The sequence below is a fragment of the Aeromonas sp. DNP9 genome (assembly GCF_001728955.1).
GTDB classification, from domain to species: domain Bacteria; phylum Pseudomonadota; class Gammaproteobacteria; order Enterobacterales; family Aeromonadaceae; genus Aeromonas; species Aeromonas veronii.
The window spans coordinates 97,684-115,266 of record NZ_LYSQ01000005.1 but is presented as its reverse complement, the minus strand read 5'-3'; the positions used below and the strand labels follow the sequence as shown (position 1 = coordinate 115,266).

The 17,583-nt window shown below is 57.0% G+C and carries 19 protein-coding genes; 14 read left to right on the top strand and 5 right to left on the bottom strand.

Translation table 11 applies throughout. From position 1 onward, the window contains the following. Window positions 1-25: 25 nt before the first annotated feature. Both A9G06_RS04885 and A9G06_RS04880 read right to left on the bottom strand, forming a co-directional pair. Entirely contained in the window at window positions 26-1,306 is a 1,281-nt protein-coding gene (locus A9G06_RS04885) for a CNNM domain-containing protein (RefSeq protein WP_005348906.1), read from the bottom strand. Window positions 1,307-1,348: 42 nt separating this feature from the next. After that, window positions 1,349-2,137 carry an inner membrane protein YpjD gene (locus A9G06_RS04880; RefSeq protein WP_005340390.1) on the bottom strand — a complete coding sequence of 263 codons (789 nt, stop codon included), beginning with the start codon at window positions 2,135-2,137 and terminating at the stop codon, window positions 1,349-1,351. A 202-nt stretch (window positions 2,138-2,339) separates the two neighbouring features. Between A9G06_RS04880 and ffh the strand changes: the two genes are divergently transcribed. The 5 genes from ffh (at window position 2,340) to rplS (ending at window position 5,852) form a co-directional block, all read left to right on the top strand. Further along, window positions 2,340-3,716, top strand: a complete 1,377-nt coding sequence (gene ffh / locus A9G06_RS04875) for a signal recognition particle protein (RefSeq protein ID WP_005340391.1) — start codon at window positions 2,340-2,342, stop codon at window positions 3,714-3,716. 177 nt (window positions 3,717-3,893) lie between these two features. Next, entirely contained in the window at window positions 3,894-4,142 is a 249-nt protein-coding gene (rpsP, locus tag A9G06_RS04870) for a 30S ribosomal protein S16 (protein WP_005340392.1), read from the top strand. A 24-nt stretch (window positions 4,143-4,166) separates the two neighbouring features. After that, on the top strand, window positions 4,167-4,688 hold the full coding sequence (rimM, locus tag A9G06_RS04865; RefSeq protein ID WP_069554447.1) for a ribosome maturation factor RimM: 522 nt from the start codon (window positions 4,167-4,169) through the stop codon (window positions 4,686-4,688). 34 nt (window positions 4,689-4,722) lie between these two features. Continuing rightward, complete coding sequence (gene trmD / locus A9G06_RS04860; RefSeq protein ID WP_005340400.1) at window positions 4,723-5,472, top strand: tRNA (guanosine(37)-N1)-methyltransferase TrmD; 750 nt, start codon at window positions 4,723-4,725, stop codon at window positions 5,470-5,472. Window positions 5,473-5,504: 32 nt separating this feature from the next. Continuing rightward, a complete protein-coding gene (rplS, locus tag A9G06_RS04855) occupies window positions 5,505-5,852 on the top strand; it encodes a 50S ribosomal protein L19 (protein WP_005313505.1) in 348 nt (115 codons plus the stop codon). 108 nt (window positions 5,853-5,960) lie between these two features. Here the strand turns inward: rplS and A9G06_RS04850 are convergent, their stop codons facing one another. Beyond that, window positions 5,961-6,284: an isoamylase early set domain-containing protein gene (locus A9G06_RS04850; RefSeq protein ID WP_005348910.1), complete on the bottom strand. Its 324-nt coding sequence runs from the start codon at window positions 6,282-6,284 to the stop codon at window positions 5,961-5,963. Window positions 6,285-6,364: 80 nt separating this feature from the next. Then, window positions 6,365-7,039: a DNA mismatch repair endonuclease MutH gene (mutH, locus tag A9G06_RS04845; protein ID WP_042084339.1), complete on the bottom strand. Its 675-nt coding sequence runs from the start codon at window positions 7,037-7,039 to the stop codon at window positions 6,365-6,367. 733 nt (window positions 7,040-7,772) lie between these two features. On the opposite strand from mutH, the gene rppH reads away from it, so the two are divergent. The 8 genes from rppH to A9G06_RS04805 all read left to right on the top strand — a co-directional run bounded on the left by rppH (window position 7,773) and on the right by A9G06_RS04805 (window position 15,372). Then, on the top strand, window positions 7,773-8,300 hold the full coding sequence (rppH, locus tag A9G06_RS04840; RefSeq protein ID WP_005340421.1) for an RNA pyrophosphohydrolase: 528 nt from the start codon (window positions 7,773-7,775) through the stop codon (window positions 8,298-8,300). 14 nt (window positions 8,301-8,314) lie between these two features. Beyond that, window positions 8,315-10,594: a phosphoenolpyruvate--protein phosphotransferase gene (ptsP, locus tag A9G06_RS04835; protein WP_005340422.1), complete on the top strand. Its 2,280-nt coding sequence runs from the start codon at window positions 8,315-8,317 to the stop codon at window positions 10,592-10,594. A gap of 67 nt (window positions 10,595-10,661) precedes the next feature. Then, window positions 10,662-11,486 (top strand): prolipoprotein diacylglyceryl transferase, encoded by an 825-nt coding sequence (gene lgt, locus A9G06_RS04830; protein ID WP_031227775.1) that lies wholly within the window; start codon window positions 10,662-10,664, stop codon window positions 11,484-11,486. Next, window positions 11,486-12,280 (top strand): thymidylate synthase, encoded by a 795-nt coding sequence (gene thyA / locus A9G06_RS04825; RefSeq protein ID WP_005340427.1) that lies wholly within the window; start codon window positions 11,486-11,488, stop codon window positions 12,278-12,280. The genes lgt and thyA overlap by 1 nt, the downstream gene beginning before the upstream one ends. Window positions 12,281-12,504: 224 nt before the next feature. Beyond that, entirely contained in the window at window positions 12,505-13,695 is a 1,191-nt protein-coding gene (nhaA, locus tag A9G06_RS04820) for a Na+/H+ antiporter NhaA (RefSeq protein WP_005348917.1), read from the top strand. Then, window positions 13,692-14,099: a hypothetical protein gene (locus tag A9G06_RS04815; RefSeq protein WP_019445581.1), complete on the top strand. Its 408-nt coding sequence runs from the start codon at window positions 13,692-13,694 to the stop codon at window positions 14,097-14,099. Before nhaA ends, A9G06_RS04815 begins: the two co-directional genes overlap by 4 nt. After that, on the top strand, window positions 14,086-15,018 hold the full coding sequence (nhaR, locus tag A9G06_RS04810; RefSeq protein ID WP_005340434.1) for a transcriptional activator NhaR: 933 nt from the start codon (window positions 14,086-14,088) through the stop codon (window positions 15,016-15,018). Before A9G06_RS04815 ends, nhaR begins: the two co-directional genes overlap by 14 nt. Before the next feature lie 51 nt (window positions 15,019-15,069). Beyond that, window positions 15,070-15,372, top strand: a complete 303-nt coding sequence (locus A9G06_RS04805; RefSeq protein ID WP_005348924.1) for a metalloregulator ArsR/SmtB family transcription factor — start codon at window positions 15,070-15,072, stop codon at window positions 15,370-15,372. Between the two features lie 49 nt (window positions 15,373-15,421). Here A9G06_RS04805 and rpsT read toward each other — a convergent pair whose 3' ends face one another. Continuing rightward, window positions 15,422-15,685, bottom strand: a complete 264-nt coding sequence (rpsT, locus tag A9G06_RS04800) for a 30S ribosomal protein S20 (RefSeq protein WP_005308808.1) — start codon at window positions 15,683-15,685, stop codon at window positions 15,422-15,424. A 191-nt stretch (window positions 15,686-15,876) separates the two neighbouring features. On the opposite strand from rpsT, the gene murJ reads away from it, so the two are divergent. Then, on the top strand, window positions 15,877-17,439 hold the full coding sequence (murJ, locus tag A9G06_RS04795; RefSeq protein WP_069554446.1) for a murein biosynthesis integral membrane protein MurJ: 1,563 nt from the start codon (window positions 15,877-15,879) through the stop codon (window positions 17,437-17,439). Window positions 17,440-17,583 lie beyond the last annotated feature (144 nt).

The window sequence follows — 17,583 nt, the reverse complement described above, 5'->3', positions numbered from 1 at the left end:
AAGGGCTGCCAGTGGCAGCCCTTTTTCAATCTTGCGAATCCGACTCCGCTCGGTATGATGCCGGCATGATCCGCGCCATCTTCACCATATTGTTCTCCACATCGAGGATCTCGATAGGATAACCGGCCAGCCGGATCCCGATGTTGGGCTGGGGGATCTCTTCCAGATATTCGAGGATCAGGCCGTTGAGGGTACGCGGGCCGTCGATGGGCAGGTGCCAGTTCATCTCCTTGTTCAGCTCACGAATATTGGCTGAGCCTTCGACCAGATAAGAACCATCTGACTGGGGGTGGATCTCGTCGCTCGGCGCAGGCGTCATGGAGGTGGTAAAGTCGCCCACGATCTCTTCCAGAATGTCGTCCAGAGTGATTAGCCCTTGAATGTCGCCGTATTCGTCGACGATAAGGCCAATTCGCTCCTTGTTGCGCTGGAATTTGGCCAGCTGCACGTTGAGCGGCGTTCCTTCCGGAATGAAGTAGATCTCGTCCACTTCTCGCAACAGACTCGATTTGTTGAACTGGTCCCTGGCTACCAGCCGCAGGGCATCGCGCGCGTGCAAAAAGCCGACAACGTCGTCGATATTGTCGCGATAGAGGAGGATCTTGGTGTGAGCGCAGTGGGCCAGCTGGCGCTGGATGCTTTTCCAGTCATCGTTGATGTCGATGGCGTAGATATCGCTGCGTGGCACCATGATGTCCTCGACCAGCATCTTGTCGAGATCCAGAATGCTCAGCAGCATCTCCTGATGACGCTGGGGGATCAGGTTACCCGCCTCATTGACGATGGTGCGCAGCTCCTCGGTGTTGAGGGAGTCATCCTTGTTAGGATTGATCTTCAGCATCTTGAGCAGGCCGCTGGTGATGCCGTTGATCAGCCAGACCAGCGGTGAGAGCGGCACCATCAGCCCCTTGAGGATCCAGGAGGCGGGATAGGCGATCTTCTCCGGAAACATGGCGGCCAGGGTCTTGGGCGTCACTTCACCGAATACCAGTACCACCAGGGTCAGCCCGAAGGTGGCGATGGCGACCCCGAGATCACCAAACAGCCGGATACAGACGATGGTGGCGATGGCGGAGGCGAGGATATTGACCAGATTGTTGCCGATCAGGATCAGCCCCAGTAGGCGATCAGGGCGGGCGAGCAGTTGCTCGACACGACGTGCGGCTTTGTGTTTGGTCTGTGCCAGATGCCGCAGCTTGTAGCGGTTGATGGACATCAGGCCGGTTTCGGCACTGGAGAAAAAGGCGGAAAGAAGGATCAAGATAACGAGAACAATCAGTAATGTACTCGTTGAGATGCTGTCCAAAAAGGGCTCCTGTTGGATGGTATGGCTAAAAAAGTATAGGTGTCAGCTCAACAGCACTTCTTTGACGAAGCGACTGCCAAAGTAGGCAAGAGTCAGGATGAAGCTGCCGATCAGACTGAGTGTGATGACTTTACGGCCGCGCCAGCCATAGGTGTGATGACCCCACAGCAGCAGAACGTAGACACACCATGCCAGGATGGAGAGTACTGCCTTGTGAGACTTGCCCTGGGCGAACATATCTTCGAGGAAGAAGAGGCCGGAGGCGATGGAGAGTGTCAGCAGCAGCACCCCTGCAGAGATCAACTGGAACAGCCGTTTTTCCACCGTCATCAGTGGCGGCATGGCTGGCAGATTACTGATTTTTCGAGATTTTAGTTGCTTGTCCAGACAGGCGAGCTGCAGCGCAAACAGACAGGCGATCATCAATACCGAGTAGGCCATCAGGGCGAGGCCGATGTGCAGCAACAGCTGGGGGTGGGCCTCCAGATGGGTTATGTAGCGACCCGGGATCAAGGCGCTGGCAGCCAGCAACAGGGCCGAGAAGCTGTAGACCACCGGCAGCAGGATCCAGCCGTTGAAGCGGCGGGTTACGCAAGTCATGAAGCAACTGATAATAAGGCTGACCAGCGAGGCAACGTTGAGCATGCTCAGGTTCTGGCCGTAACTCTGCAATACCTCTGAACCGAGGGCGCTGGCGTGGGCGATCAGGGCCAATCCGATACAGGCAAACAGGGAGCGCTGTCCCACCGGCTTGGCGCTCAGTAACAGATGCAGGGAGGCGATGATGGCCAGCAGATAAAACGCCAGGGCCAGAACAGAGATTACGATCATAACCAGGTCGTTGTTGCACAAGCTTTTGAGGGTAAGAGGGGCAGTATACCTTGCACGAGAAGTGCTCGCCAGTTGTGCAACGGCCGATCTGCCCATATATAGGGAGAAGCTCCCTGCTGCTGCGGTGCGGTGAATAATCGTCCTCGCGCCCGCTCTGGGTTATAATGCCCCCAATTTATTACGCCAAGAACCGGAATCCGTCATGTTTGAGAATTTGACTGAACGACTCTCGCGCACCTTGCGCAATGTCAGTGGCCGTGGTCGCCTGACCGAAGACAATATCAAGGAAACCCTGCGCGAAGTCCGCATGGCGCTGCTCGAGGCGGATGTCGCCCTGCCGGTCGTGCGTGATTTCGTCGCGCGTGTCAAAGAGCGCGCAGTCGGGCAGGAGGTGGCCAAATCCCTGAGCCCGGGCCAGGCATTCATCAAGATTGTGCACGGTGAACTGGTCACCGTAATGGGGGAGGCCAACGAACAGCTCAACCTGGCTGCCCAGCCGCCAGCGATCATCCTGATGGCCGGTCTGCAGGGTGCCGGTAAGACCACCACAGTTGGCAAACTGGCCAAGCTGCTCAAAGAGCGCAGCAAGAAGAAGGTGCTGGTGGTCAGTGCTGACGTTTATCGACCAGCAGCGATCAAGCAGCTGGAGACCCTGGCCAGCGACATCGGCGTCGACTTTTTCCCGAGCGATGCCAGCCAGAAGCCGGTCGATATCGCCACCGCCGCCATCGATCAGGCGCGCAAGAAATTCTATGACGTGGTGATCGTCGATACTGCCGGTCGTCTGCACGTTGATAGCGAGATGATGGCCGAGATCCAGGATCTGCATGCCACCATCAAGCCGGTCGAGACCCTGTTCGTGGTGGATGCCATGACCGGTCAGGATGCCGCCAACACCGCCAAGGCGTTCAACGAAGCGCTGCCGCTTACCGGTGTGATCCTCACCAAGGCGGATGGTGACGCCCGTGGTGGTGCCGCCCTGTCGGTGCGCCACATCACCGGCAAGCCGGTCAAGTTTATCGGTATGGGTGAGAAGACCGATGCGCTGGAGCCGTTCCACCCGGATCGTCTCGCCTCCCGCATCCTCGGTATGGGCGATGTGCTCTCTCTTATCGAAGAGGTCGAGCGCAACGTCGATAAAGAGAAAGCGGCCAAGCTGGCCAGCAAGGTCAAGAGCGGCAAGGGTTTCGATCTGGAAGATTTTCGCGAGCAGCTGGCCCAGATGCGCAACATGGGCGGCATGATGGGGATGCTCGACAAGCTGCCCGGTATGTCCGGGCTGCCGGATAACGTGAAAGATCAGATGGATGACAAGCTCACCGTGCGAATGGAGGCGATCATCAGCTCCATGACGCCCAAGGAGCGCGCCCATCCCGATCTCATCAAGGGGTCCCGTAAACGCCGTATTGCAGCAGGCTCCGGCATGCAGGTGCAGGATGTGAACAAGCTGCTCAAGCAGTTCACCGAGATGCAGCGCATGATGAAGAAAATGTCCGGCAAGGGCGGCATGCGCAAGATGATGAGTCAGATGAAGAACATGATGCCCCCCGGGTTCGGTGGCGGTCGCGGCCCGTTCTGATCCGGCCTGCGTGTTGATGGGGGTCTGCAGTTGCAGGCCCCTTTTCATTGCCGCTCTGCGCAAAAAATGGCTGGCTTGGTTGCAATTATTACGAATCCAAGTAGAATTACGCGGCTTATTTTAAGCTAGGGTCCGCGTGTTTGCGGGCCTTGTTCATTAGATGTTAATGAGGACGATATGGTAACCATTCGTTTACAACGTGGTGGCGCGAAAAAGCGTCCGTTCTACCAGGTAGTAGTTTCTGACAGCCGTTGCGCCCGTGACGGTCGCTTCATCGAGCGCGTTGGTTTCTTCAACCCGGTTGCTGCTGGTCAAGCTGAAAAGCTGAACCTGGACCTGGCTCGTATCGAGCATTGGGTTGCTACTGGTGCCGCTGTTTCTGACCGCGTTGCCAAGCTGATCAAAGACGCTAAAAAAGCTGCTTAATCAGCCCAACGGTAAGGAGTTAAGGTGGAAAAACCTGTAGTTCTGGGCACCCTGGGTACCGTTTATGGCATCAAGGGCTGGCTTAAAGTGAACTCCTTCACCGATGTTGCCGAAGCGATTTTCGATTACAACCCCTGGCTGATTAATCAGAACGGGGCGTGGCGTGAAATTCGGGTTTCATCCTGGAAACGTCACAACAAGGGTCTGATCTGCAAACTCGATGGTATCGATGTGCGCGAAGATGCCCTGGCATTGACCAATGTCGAGATTGGCGTACCCGCCGATCTGTTGCCTGTGTTGCCTGAAGGTGAGTTCTACTGGCGTGACCTGATTGGTTGCTCCGTGGTGACCACCAAGGGATACGACCTGGGCAAGGTGACCGAATTGATGGAAACCGGCTCCAACGATGTGTTGGTGGTTGAGGCCAATGTAAAAGATGCCTTTGGTGCAAAGGAGCGGTTGATTCCGTTCCTGGAAGAGCAGGTGATCAAGAATATTGATCTGACTGCTCGAACAATCGAAGTTGATTGGGATCCTGGTTTCTAGTTTCCCGCGCTAACACGGGTGCCGGAGGTTTCTTATGTGGATTGGGGTTATTAGCCTCTTCCCTGAAATGTTCCGAGCCATTACCGAGCACGGGGTAACGGGTCGGGCCGTCAAGAGTGGCCTGCTGCAGATTGAGTGCTGGAACCCCCGGGAGTTTACCCACGATAAACACCGTACGGTCGATGATCGTCCTTATGGTGGTGGGCCCGGCATGTTAATGATGGTTCAGCCGCTGCGTGACGCGATTCATGCAGCCAAGCAAGCGGCGGGAGACGGGGCGAAAGTCATCTATCTCTCTCCTCAGGGACGCAAGCTGACTCAAGCGGGCGTAACCGAGTTGGCGACGAATCAGAAACTGATTCTGGTAGCCGGTCGATACGAAGGTATCGATGAACGCGTGATACAAACCGAAGTCGACGAAGAGTGGTCTATCGGGGATTACGTGTTAAGTGGTGGCGAGTTGCCTGCCATGACCCTGATCGATGCGGTTTCGCGTCTGGTCCCGGGGGTTTTGGGTGATCAGGCCAGTGCCGAGCAAGACTCCTTCACGGATGGCTTGCTGGATCATCCCCACTATACTCGGCCGGAGGTGTTGGATGGATTGGCGGTGCCCGAGGCGCTGACAAGCGGCAATCACGAAGTGATTCGACGCTGGCGTCTCAAGCAATCACTCGGACGAACCTGGCAAAGAAGGCCGGAACTTATTAACAACCTAGCTCTGACTGACGAGCAAGAATCACTTCTTGCCGAGTATGTCCGCGAAGTGCGTGACAGCGTTAAGTAGAGTTTTCAGTTTATCCTAGGTAAGGAAAGACAATGAGCAAGATTATTCAGCAGCTTGAACAAGAGCAACTGCGTACCGACATCCCGGCTTTTGCCCAGGGCGACACTGTACGTGTTCAAGTTCGTGTTAAAGAAGGTGGTAAAGAGCGTCTGCAGGCTTTCGAAGGCATCGTTATTGCCAAGCGTAACCGCGGTCTGCACTCTGCTTTCACCGTTCGCAAGATCTCCAACGGCGAAGGTGTTGAGCGTGTATTCCAGACTCACTCTCCGCTGATCCACAGTGTAGAACTGAAGCGTCGTGGTGATGTTCGCCGCGCCAAACTGTACTACCTGCGCAACCTGTCCGGCAAAGCTGCTCGTATCAAAGAGAAGCTCAACTAATTCGATTCGAATTGGTGTCGGTATGTCGGCAAATAGCTCGACAGGTAGTGAAAAGGCTCGCCAATGGCGAGCCTTTTTTGTATCCGTCTATTGGCTCTCTGGTTGCCGTTACTGGATGACCCGTACCACCGAGTTGTCACGCCCGAAAGGGCCAGGCACATAGTCGTCCGCAGCCCAGTCATTCTCGTAGAGGGTTTCCCCTGCCGGAGTGATGAGCTGGTAGCAATATTCAAAGTACCCTGGGCCGTCGGTCGGCAGATTGAGGGTGGCTTTGAACTCGCCGCTCTTCATGCGTTTCAGCTCGACCGGTTGCCACTGGGTGAACTCGCCGATCAGCATCACCTGTTCCGCCCCTGCAGCCGCCTCTTTCTCTACGGCAAAGGTCACCTTGACCTCGGGCTTGGACTTCAAAAACTGTTTGATCAGTGGCATGACGCCTCCTTGTCTGTGAGTTAAAAATGGCTCCTGTCTATTTTTATACCACCATATGACAAAGATGTTGATAAGGCAGATCAAGTCGGCAAGGCAAAATAGCGTTGCAGCAAACTGTGGGTGAAGTCGATCTTGAGATAGAAGCCGCGGGGCAGGGTCATGATGGGTTGACCATCGCGGCCGATGGCGCGAGTCAGCGCCTTGTTGTTGGCCGCTTTGGGCCGCAGTTGCATCACCTGGCCGTGGCGTGCGCTGATCTGCTCCACTTCTCCCAGCACTATCATGTCCATCAGCTCCTCCCAGTCCTGACGCAGTAGCCGGTCTTCCTCTTCATTCGGGCTCCACATCAGCGGCATGCCGACCCGCCGCTCGCCAACCGGGATCTCGCGACTGCCTTCCACCGGGATCCAGAGCACCCGGGATAGCTTGTTGCGCACGTTGGACTCCTCCCAGCGCTGGCCGCTGACGCCGATGAGCGGGGCAACGCAGACGAAGGTGGTCTCCAGCGGTTTGCCTTGAGGATCCACGGGGATCGTCTTGAGTTCGATCCCCAGTTCCGGGAAGTCCTGCTCCGGCTTGCTCCCTGCGCTGGCCCCCAGTTGCAGCTCGATCAACTGACCGACCCACCCCTTGTCACGGCGCAGGTCTTTGGGCACCGCAACGCCAGCCTCGGCTGCCAGCTGTGCCAGCGTGAAGCCGGCCATGGCATAGGCGCGGCTCAATAACTCCTGCTCGGATTGGGGATTGCTTGGCATAGTTGGCTCCATCTTGCTCGCCATATTCTAACAGGGGAGGATCCCGAGAAGGATCGCTGTTTTTATAACCGATCCTGAGTGGATAAGATCAAATGCAGAGAATTTGGGGGCTATCAGCTCATCGTGATGATTTTAAAGGGTTTTGTCTGTTTTATCGAGCAGTAAGCCAGGTCTGGTTTGACCTCGAAATAGTTGTCCAAGGGTTTGTGCATGATGTTACACACAGTTATCCACAGAAATCTTGGATAAGTGGATGAAAGTGGTTGGAGTCGCTGATATGTTACAAAAAATTGTGAATGCCACCCCATTTTCACAGGGTAAACGGGGTAGATATTGTGCCACTCCTGTGGATAATTTCGCCGCGGTGGATCTTTGAGCAGTTGAACTTGTTCACAATCCGGATCATGGATCTGACTCTTGGGGGAACATGGATCTAGATCCAGTTGTTTTATATCAAGTTTATAAAAAATAATGATTTTTTATATTTTATGTCGCGTGGTGATACGGAGGGGCACTTTTCGCGTACAGTTAAAAAGTACTGTATATACCCGTTTGCTAACAGCTTTATGCACAGCCTGGGTGGGCAACTTGGTGGCGCGGATCCTTGGATTTGTTTATAAGTATGTTTGAAATTGAAAGTTATTCATGAAACAGGGGATTCACTCCTTGTTTGCTGCCACGGAGTGAATGTGGAACAATCTCCTTATAGATTCAGCCTTTATAAGGTGATCACGTGATTGATGGCGACGGATTTCGTCCCAATGTCGGTATCGTGATCTGTAACCGTGAAGGACAAGTGTTGTGGGCTAAACGCTATGGGCAGCACTCCTGGCAGTTTCCGCAGGGGGGGGTTGATGATGGTGAAACGCCAGAGCAGGCCATGTATCGAGAGCTGTATGAGGAGATTGGCCTCAAGCCCGAAGATGTGACCATCATGGCCACCAGTCGTAACTGGCTAAAGTACCGTTTACCCAAACGTCTTGTCCGCTGGGACAGTTCACCGGTCTGTATTGGCCAAAAACAAAAATGGTTCCTGTTACAGCTGAATTCGGGCAAGGAGTCGCGGATCCAGTTCGGCTGTCATGGCCATCCCGAATTTGACGACTGGCGTTGGGTCAGCTTCTGGTATCCGGTGCGTCAGGTCGTTTCGTTCAAGCGGGAGGTTTACCGCCGGGTCATGAAAGAGTTTGCCCCGCTGGCGATGCCGGTGCCGGCAGTGCAGGTCAACAAGAAGGATGGGCGGCGCAACCGCGCCCGTTAAGGAGCACAGATTAGTTGTTAACGGAATTGAGACGTATCGTCGAGAGCATGGCCGAGGCCAATACCCTCGAGCAGGCCTTGCAAGCATTGGTGAGCCAGACCCGGCACGCCATGGCAGTGGACTGCTGCTCCGTCTATGTCTCGGAACCCGAGGTGCGCCGCTATCGCCTGGCGGCTACCGACGGCTTGGCCCCGTCCGCAGTCGGCAAGGTGACCCTGCCCTACGAGCAGGGCATCGTCGGTCTGGTGGGTCAGCGGGAAGAGCTGATCAACCTGGCTGATGCCCCCGCGCATCCCAGTTTCAAATTCCTGCCCGATGTGGCCGAAGAGGCGTTCCGCTCCTTCCTCGGCGCCCCCATCATGCATCAGCGTCAGGTGGTCGGCATTCTGGTGGTGCAGCAGAAGGAGAGCCGCCGCTTCGATGAGGGGGAAGAGTCCTTCATGGTCACCCTGGCGGCCCAGCTGGCGGCGCGGATCGCTCAGGCGCAAGCCAAGGGGTGGTTGCAGAAGACCGACTGGAGCAAGCCGCTGCGCGGTATTGCCGGTGCCAGCGGCATTGCCATGGCTAAGGCCTGGGTGTGGCGGCCCCGCAAGGCGCTCTCGTCCATTACCCCGCGCAAGGATGAAGACCATGCCAGCCAGCTGGCGCGGCTGGAGCTGGCGGTTGAGGAAGTGCGGCACGACTTGGAGAGTCTGGCGCTGCGTTTTCGCGAGAGCTACAGCCAGGATTCGGTGGCGATCTTCGATATCTACCTCCATCTGCTGAACGATCCCGGCTATATCAAGCCCATTCGCAACAAGGTGAGCAAGGAGCACTGGACTGCGGTCTCGGCGGTCAAGCTGATCAGCGATCGCTTGATCGAGCAGTTCAAGGGGATGAAGGATCCCTACCTGCAGGAGCGCTCCACCGACGTGAAGGATATTGCCCAGCGGCTGATCAGCCGACTGGTGCAGAATGAACCGGAACATATCTCCATCGGCGAGCCGGTGGTGCTGGTTGCCGATGAAGTGACCGCCACCATTCTGGCAGAAGTGCCCCGCGAGTATCTGACCGGGGTGGTCTCGCTCAAGGGGGGGACCAACTCCCACGCGGCCATTCTGGCCCGCGCCATGGGGGTCGCCGCCATCATGGGGGTCGATCTGCCCCTCGGCGACATCGGCGGTCGCATGCTGGTTGTCGATGGTTACAGCGGCGATCTCTTCATCGAACCCAATCAGGTGATTCTGACCGAGTATCGTCAGCTGCTGAGCGAAGAGCGGGCGCTCGATACCCTGGTGCGCAGTGTCGACAACCTGCCATCCGAAACCGCCGACGGCACCAAGGTCTCTCTGCTGCTCAACGCCGGTCTCAGTGCCGATACCGAGATCTCCCTCAACCAGCTGGCGGACGGGGTGGGCCTCTATCGCACAGAGATCCCCTTTATGCTGCAGGAGAGCTTCCCCTCGGAGTGGGAACAGACTGCCCGTTATCGCGGCATTCTGGAGACCTACCGCAACCGGCCGGTCTGCATGCGGACGCTGGATGTGGGCGGCGACAAGCCGTTACCCTATTTCCCCATCGTCGAGGAAAACCCCTTCCTTGGCTGGCGGGGGATCCGGATCACCCTGGATCACCCCGAACTGTTTCTGGTGCAGCTCAAGGCGATGCTGCGTGCCAGCGAAGGGCTGGACAATCTAGCCATCATGCTGCCGATGATCAGCAGCGTCAGCGAAATCAAAGCCTCCCGTCGTCTGCTGGATCAGGCGTGGCGGGAGGTGTCGGAAGAGGCTGCGAGCCGCGATGCGGTGATCCGCTACCCCAGCCTCGGGGTGATGATCGAGGTGCCCTCAGCCCTCTTTATCTTGCCGGAGATGGCGCCGCTCATCGATTTCTGGTCGGTGGGCAGTAACGACCTGACCCAGTACCTGCTGGCGGTAGATCGCAACAATTCCCGGGTTGCCAACATCTACGATGCCTTCCATCCTGCGGTGATCCGTGCCCTGCAACAGCTGGTTGATGCCTCCCATCGCTACCAGAAGCCGGTCTCGGTGTGTGGCGAACTGGCCGGTGATCCGGTCGGTGTACTGTTGCTGCTTGCCATGGGCTATCGTCGCTTCAGTATGAACACCCACAACATCGCCCGGATCAAGTACGTGCTGCGTCAATCCACCCTGAGCGAGTTGACCGAACTGATGGCTGATGGCCTCAAACATGACAACCCCCATGTACTGCGCGGCCTGTTTGCCCGCTATCTGGAGGAGCATGGTTTGGGCGGTTTGCTGCGAGCCGGTCATAAATCGAAACAGAGTGATTGATAATCATGCCTTGTCCCTGCTGACGAATGATCGGAAAATGCGGCTTTTATTTTGACTGGGGCCGCATATGCAGCACGATGGATATTGGGTTTTCTCGCAGATTGATCCCGTAGCATTCAGTTTGGGACCACTATCGGTACGCTGGTATGGTCTCATGTACCTGTTCGGTTTCGCGTTTGCCATGTGGCTTGCCGGCCGTCGCGCCGATGCACCGAACAGCGGCTGGACCCGCAACGAGGTGTCGGATCTGCTGTTTTACGGTTTCCTCGGGGTGATCCTCGGGGGCCGTGTCGGTTACGTGCTGTTCTACAACTTCGATCTCTTCCTCGCGGATCCCACCTACCTGTTCAAGATCTGGACCGGCGGTATGTCGTTCCACGGTGGTCTGATCGGGGTGATCACCGCGATGATCTGGTTTGCCCACAAGACCAAGCGCCACTTCTTCACCGTGGCCGACTTTGTGGCACCGCTCATTCCGTTCGGTCTCGGTGTTGGCCGGATCGGCAACTTCCTCAACGGCGAGCTGTGGGGCCGGGTCACCGATGTACCTTGGGCCATCATCTTCCCGGAGGCCGGCCCCGAGCCGCGTCATCCCTCCCAGCTCTACCAGTTCGCACTGGAAGGGGTGGTGCTGTTCATAATCCTCAACCTGTTCTGGCGCAAGAATCCGCCGCGCGGCGCCATCTCCGGCATGTTCCTGCTGTTCTACGGCCTGTTCCGCTTCCTGGTGGAGTTTGTGCGCCAGCCGGACAGCCAGCTCGGTCTCTACTTCCAGGAGATCAGCATGGGCCAGATCCTCTCCACACCGATGATTATCGCCGGTGCCCTGATGATCTGGGCCGCCTACAAGCGTCCGCAGTTGTTCGGTAATGCCGTGAAGGAGGCGAAATAATGCGAGCTTATCTCGACCTGATGCAGAAAATCCTCGATGAGGGCACCGTCAAGTCAGACCGTACCGGCACCGGTACTGTCTCCCTGTTCGGCCATCAGATGCGCTTCAATCTGGCGGAGGGGTTCCCGCTGGTGACCACCAAGAAGTGCCACCTGCGCTCCATCATTCACGAGCTGCTCTGGTTCCTCAATGGCGATACCAATACCGCTTATCTGAAGGAAAATGGCGTCAGCATCTGGGATGAGTGGGCCGACGAGAATGGCGATCTGGGGCCGGTTTACGGCGCTCAGTGGCGCTCCTGGCCTGCGGCTGACGGGTCTGTCATCGACCAGATCCAGAAGGCGGTGGATGACATCAAGCATAACCCTGATTCGCGCCGCATCATCGTCTCTGCTTGGAATGTGGGCGAGCTGGACAAGATGGCGCTGGCCCCCTGCCACGCCTTCTTCCAGTTTTATGTGGCGGACGGCAAGCTCTCCTGCCAGCTCTACCAGCGCAGTTGCGATGTGTTCCTCGGCCTGCCGTTCAACATCGCCAGCTATGCCCTGCTGACCCACATGATGGCCCAGCAGTGCAATCTGGAAGTGGGTGACTTCGTCTGGACCGGCGGTGATGTGCACCTCTACTCCAACCATATGGAGCAGACTGCGCTGCAGCTCTCCCGCGAGCCGCGCCCGCTGCCGACCCTGGTGATCAAGCGCAAGCCCGACTCTATCTTCGACTACAAGTTCGAGGATTTCGAGATCGAGGGTTATGACCCCCATCCCGGCATCAAGGCGCCCGTCGCCATCTGATAGCAAGGCGCCTCAGGGTGCCTTTTTTTATGCAGCTAAATAATTGAAAATTCATTTTATTGATTAATAAGACGGTAGCCAGAGACGAGGAAAAACCTGCTTATAGCAGGTATGTTCTATTTTGCCTTCGGTTTTTTCGTTGTGTTGAGCAGCAAGAAACGATTTTCCATTGGTTGTTGCAGGAGATAGACTCAAATCAAAGCAATACGGTGGAATATTTAACCATGAGTGACGTAATCAAAAAGTTCCTGAAGCTGGAGGCCGCCTCCGGAATTATTCTGATCATGGCTGCCATGCTGGCAATGATTTTAGCCAATACCGCGTTGGCTGGCGGGTATCAGGCATTTCTCGACACGCCGGTGCAGGTGCGCATCGCGGCCCTCGACATCAACAAGCCGCTGCTGCTCTGGATCAACGACGGCTTCATGGCGATCTTCTTCCTGCTGGTTGGTCTGGAAGTGAAGCGTGAAATGCTGGAAGGGGCGCTCTCGACCCGGGTTCAGGCGACCTTCCCGGCTATTGCTGCGGTGGGCGGCATGCTGGCTCCGGCCTTGATCTACGCCTTTTTCAACTATTCGGATGAAGTGGCGCGCGCTGGCTGGGCAATCCCGGCTGCGACCGACATCGCCTTTGCCCTCGGGGTGATGGCGCTGCTCGGCAAGCGGGTGCCGGTGAGCCTCAAGGTATTCCTGTTGGCGCTGGCCATCATGGATGACCTGGGTGTCATCATTATCATCGCGCTCTTCTATACCCAGCAGTTGTCGCTGGAGGCGCTGGCCATCGGTATTCTGGCAACCCTCACTCTGCTTTGGATGAATCGCCGTGGTGAGGATCGGATCAGCCTCTACATGCTGGTTGGTCTGGTGCTCTGGGTTGCGGTGCTCAAGTCTGGTGTCCATGCGACCCTGGCGGGTGTGGTGGTGGGATTTATGGTTCCGCTTAACGGCAAGCGTTACGCCTCGCCGCTCAAGTATCTGGAGCATCAGCTGCACCCCTGGAGTGCCTATCTGATCCTGCCGCTGTTTGCCTTTGCCAACGCCGGGGTATCGCTGGAGGGGATTGGTCTCTCCTCCCTGCTGAGTCCGGTGCCTATGGGGATCATGCTGGGGCTGTTTATCGGCAAGCCGCTCGGGGTGTTCACCATCAGCTGGCTGTCGGTCAAGCTTGGCATCGCTCAGTTGCCGCCCGGGGTCAACTTCAAGCAGATTTTTGCGGTCAGCATCCTCTGTGGCATCGGGTTTACCATGTCGATGTTTATCGCGTCGCTCGCCTTCGAGCACGGTGGGCTGGATTACGGCAGCTACTCTCGCCTCGGGATCCTGGTGGGCTCCACCATGGCGGCGGTAGTCGGCTATCTGGCCTTGCGCATGGCCCTTCCCAAGGGTGAAGGGGAACAGAGTACGGAGGGACTATGAAGCTACATACAGGGTTGTTGATGCTGTTGTTGAGCCCCGCGGCCTGGGCCGGTGGGTTGGAGGATTGCAAGCAGGACGCCGCCTCGGCGAACTGCTCTGCCTATCTCAACGGGGTGGTAGACAGCGCCCTGCTGCTGGGGGACAAGCAGGCCAAGGCGCGCTTTGGCGAGACCTTCTCCGAGCGGGCGCTGAGCAGCCGGGCTGGCGAGATGGTCAAGCGTTCCAACAAGCGTTATTGCGCTGACCGGATGCCTGACAAGGCGCGCCTCAAGGCCAGTCTGATGGAGCAGTTTGGCGCGAACAAGGTTGACTCGGTCAGCGACATGTATGACATTCTGGCGGTTGAACTCAGCTGCTACCGGAGTCCGCGTCAAGCGGGAACCCCATCGGATGTCACACCTTAACTACAACCATCTCTACTATTTCTGGATGACTCAGAAGAAGGGCTCCGTTACCCAGGCAGCGGAAGCCCTTTTTTTGACCCCGCAAACCGTCACCGGTCAGATCAAGCTGCTGGAGCAGCGCCTCGGGGGCAAGCTGCTCAAACGCAAGGGACGCTCTCTTGAAGCGACCGAGCTGGGCCAGCTGGTGTTTCGCTATGCCGACAAGATGTTCAGCCTCTCCTACGAGATGCTCGATATCGTCAACTACCGCAAGGAGAGCCAGATCCTGTTCGACGTCGGCATCGCCGATGCCCTCTCCAAGCGCCTTGCCAGCCGCGTGCTGCTCTCTGTCATCCCCAATGATGGCTCCATCCATCTGCGTTGCTTCGAATCAACCCACGAACTGCTGCTGGAGCAGCTGAGCGAGCACAAGCTCGATATGATCCTCTCTGACTGTCCGGTGGACTCCAGCCAGCATGCGGGGCTGCTCTCCAAACGGCTGGGCGGTTGTGGCGTCAGCTTCTTCTGCAAGGCACCATTGCCCGAAAAGCCCTTTCCCGCCTGTCTGGAGGAGCGCAAGCTGCTGATCCCCGGTCGCCGTACCGCCATGGGGCGTCAGCTGACCCAGTGGTTTGAACAGCAGGGTGTCTCCCCCAGCATTCTTGGCGAGTTTGATGATGCCGCCTTGATGAAGGCGTTTGGCTTCTTCAATCAGGGCATCTTCATGGCCCCGACTATCTATCGGGAGGAGATCCTTGAGGGGGAGGGGGTGATGCTGATCGGGGAAACCCAGGATCTGATGGAGGAGTATTACGTCATCTTCGCCGAGCGGATGATCCAGCATCCGGCGGTGAAGCGGGTCTGTGAGAGCGATTTTACCTTTCTCTTTTCCGGCCAGGAGAACTTCTCCGCCATCCAGCCGGCCACCCTGTCGTTTTAAAACGACCCGTCACCACGTATCATCGGCGATCAGTGGTAGAGGAGAGATGTGATGCAACTTGAAGAGATGGAAGCCAATGCGAGTAAAGCGGTGGCCTTGCTCAAGGCGCTGGCCAACGAACGGCGACTGTTTATTCTGTGCCAGTTGCTGGAGCGCGAACTGTCGGTAGGGGAGCTCAACGAGCGATTGGGATTGAGTCAGTCGGCCTTGTCACAGCATCTTGCGCTGCTGCGGCGGGATGAGCTGGTGACGACGCGCAAAGAGGCCCAGACGGTCTACTATTCGCTGCGCAGCCATGAGGTGCGTGAAATGATCAGTTTGCTGCATCGACTTTATTGCAGCTCAGATAAATAAAAAACCGGCACTAAGGCCGGTTTTTTCAGCTTTGATCAGCAGACGCTGATTAAGCCATAGCTTTGATCTGGGCAGACAGGCGGCTCTTGTGACGAGCAGCTTTGTTCTTGTGGATCAGGCCTTTGGTCGCCATACGATCCATGATCGGCTGAGCAACAGCGAAAGCGGCAGTCGCGGCAGCTTTGTCGCCAGAGGCGATAGCAGCAATGACTTTCTTCAGGTAGGTACGGGTCATGGAACGACGGCTGGCGTTGTGCTGACGGCGTTTTTCTGACTGAAGAGCGCGCTTCTTAGCAGATTTGATGTTAGCCAAGGTAAAACTCCTAAAACTGTCTTAGCGAGTGTATTGAAAAGGCCCGGAAATATGCCCTTCCAACCACATATTGTCAAATGATTTGTGCAAATAAACACCGCCTCCCGGTGGTGTGTCAGTAGGGAGACGGTTAAACTGTCGGCCGATTCTAGCAGCATTCTTTTCATTCTGACAGTTCCAGAGGCCTCGTCTTGAGTAAGAAATTGATCAAATCCGGCATGATAGTGTCCGGAATGACGCTGGCATCCCGCGTAATGGGCTTGGTTCGCGATGTGGTCATCGCAAATCTGCTCGGTGCCGGGGTGGCCGCCGACGTCTTCTTTTTTGCCAATCGCATTCCCAACTTTCTGCGTCGTCTGTTCGCCGAAGGTGCCTTCAACCAGGCCTTTGTTCCCGTGATGACGGAGTACAAGAAAAATGGCGACGAGGGGGAAGTGCGAGAATTGCTGGCGGCGGTAGCGGGGACGCTGGGGGGCATAGTGACGGTAGTTACCCTGCTCGGGGTGCTGGGGTCGGGAGTGCTGACCGCGCTGTTTGGCTGGGGCTGGTTCTGGGACTGGTTGCACGGCGGCCCTGCGGCCGAGAAGTTCGAGCTCGCCAGTCTGATGCTCAAGATCACCTTCCCTTACCTCTGGTTCATCACTTTTACCGCCATGGCGGGGGCCATCCTCAACACCTTCGGCCGCTTTGCTGTCTCGTCGTTTACGCCGGTGTTTCTAAACATCACCATGATTGCGGCGGCCTGGTGGATTGCACCGCTGATGGACAAACCGGAGATCTCGCTGGCGATTGGTGTCTTTTTGGGCGGTTTGGTGCAGTTTTTGTTCCAGTACCCCTTTTTGCGCCAAATCAACATGCTGGTATGGCCCAAATGGGGATGGAATCACCCGGGGGTGGTGAAGATCCGCACACTGATGATCCCGGCCCTGTTCGGGGTCTCGGTCAGCCAGATCAACCTGCTGGTCAACACCATGCTGGCTTCTTTCCTCGCGACCGGAGCCATCAGTTACCTCTACTACTCGGATCGCCTGCTGGAGTTCCCCCTCGGTCTGTTTGCAGTGGCCATCAGTACCGTGATCCTGCCTGCGCTGGCGAAAAAGCATGTGGATGCCGATCCGGCGGACTTCTCCCGCACCATGGATTGGGGGGTGCGGATGGTGATGCTGCTCGGCCTGCCCGCCATGATAGGCATTGCGGTCATGCGCGAGCCGATTCTGCGGGTGTTGTTTATGCGCGGCGAGTTCGGCCTGCATGAAGTGGCCATGTCGAGCGCCAGTCTGCTGGCCTCCACTACCGGTCTGCTCTCCCTGATGCTGATCAAGGTGCTGGCGCCCGGTTACTACGCCCGTCAGGACACCAAAACGCCTGTGCGGATCGGGGTGATGTCGATGATTGCCAACATGGTCTGCAACCTCATCTTCATCTACCCGCTCGGTTACGTGGGGTTGGCGCTCTCGACCGCCTGCTCGGGCACTCTGAATGCGGCTTTGCTGTTCAAGGGGTTGTACCAGCAGAGCGTCTATCGTCCCTCCCGCCATACTGGCGTGTTCTGCCTCAAGCTGCTGGTCGCCAGCGTGCTGATGGGCGGCGTGCTCGCCTATCTGTCGCCAGATTTGGCCCAGTGGGGGGCGTGGAGCATGGGCAAGGCCAGTTTGCAGCTGACCATGCTGCTGTCGCTGGGGGCCGGGGTCTATGCCGTGGTGTTGCTGCTGCTGGGCATTCGGCCGCGTCACCTTAAATCGGGGCAGCAGTAGCCGTGATCCTGCGGCGCCATGGGGATAGTGCCTCATGACGCCGCAGATGGGCGGGATTGGGCCCGGATAGTTGAAATCAGGCTATGAGGGCTGACCCTGCCTGCTGCCTGATATATAATCCGCCGATTTCCATGGCAGCAACGC

Bases quoted from the DNA above. Each gene is read 5' to 3' on its own strand.
- A9G06_RS04880 (WP_005340390.1), bottom strand. From the start codon at position 2,137: ATGATCGTAATCTCTGTTCTGGCCCTGGCGTTTTATCTGCTGGCCATC.
- ffh (WP_005340391.1), top strand. From the start codon at position 2,340: ATGTTTGAGAATTTGACTGAACGACTCTCGCGCACCTTGCGCAATGTC.
- rpsP (WP_005340392.1), top strand. From the start codon at position 3,894: ATGGTAACCATTCGTTTACAACGTGGTGGCGCGAAAAAGCGTCCGTTC.
- trmD (WP_005340400.1), top strand. From the start codon at position 4,723: ATGTGGATTGGGGTTATTAGCCTCTTCCCTGAAATGTTCCGAGCCATT.
- rplS (WP_005313505.1), top strand. From the start codon at position 5,505: ATGAGCAAGATTATTCAGCAGCTTGAACAAGAGCAACTGCGTACCGAC.
- A9G06_RS04850 (WP_005348910.1), bottom strand. From the start codon at position 6,284: ATGCCACTGATCAAACAGTTTTTGAAGTCCAAGCCCGAGGTCAAGGTG.
- mutH (WP_042084339.1), bottom strand. From the start codon at position 7,039: ATGCCAAGCAATCCCCAATCCGAGCAGGAGTTATTGAGCCGCGCCTAT.
- lgt (WP_031227775.1), top strand. From the start codon at position 10,662: ATGCAGCACGATGGATATTGGGTTTTCTCGCAGATTGATCCCGTAGCA.
- thyA (WP_005340427.1), top strand. From the start codon at position 11,486: ATGCGAGCTTATCTCGACCTGATGCAGAAAATCCTCGATGAGGGCACC.
- nhaA (WP_005348917.1), top strand. From the start codon at position 12,505: ATGAGTGACGTAATCAAAAAGTTCCTGAAGCTGGAGGCCGCCTCCGGA.
- A9G06_RS04815 (WP_019445581.1), top strand. From the start codon at position 13,692: ATGAAGCTACATACAGGGTTGTTGATGCTGTTGTTGAGCCCCGCGGCC.
- nhaR (WP_005340434.1), top strand. From the start codon at position 14,086: ATGTCACACCTTAACTACAACCATCTCTACTATTTCTGGATGACTCAG.
- A9G06_RS04805 (WP_005348924.1), top strand. From the start codon at position 15,070: ATGCAACTTGAAGAGATGGAAGCCAATGCGAGTAAAGCGGTGGCCTTG.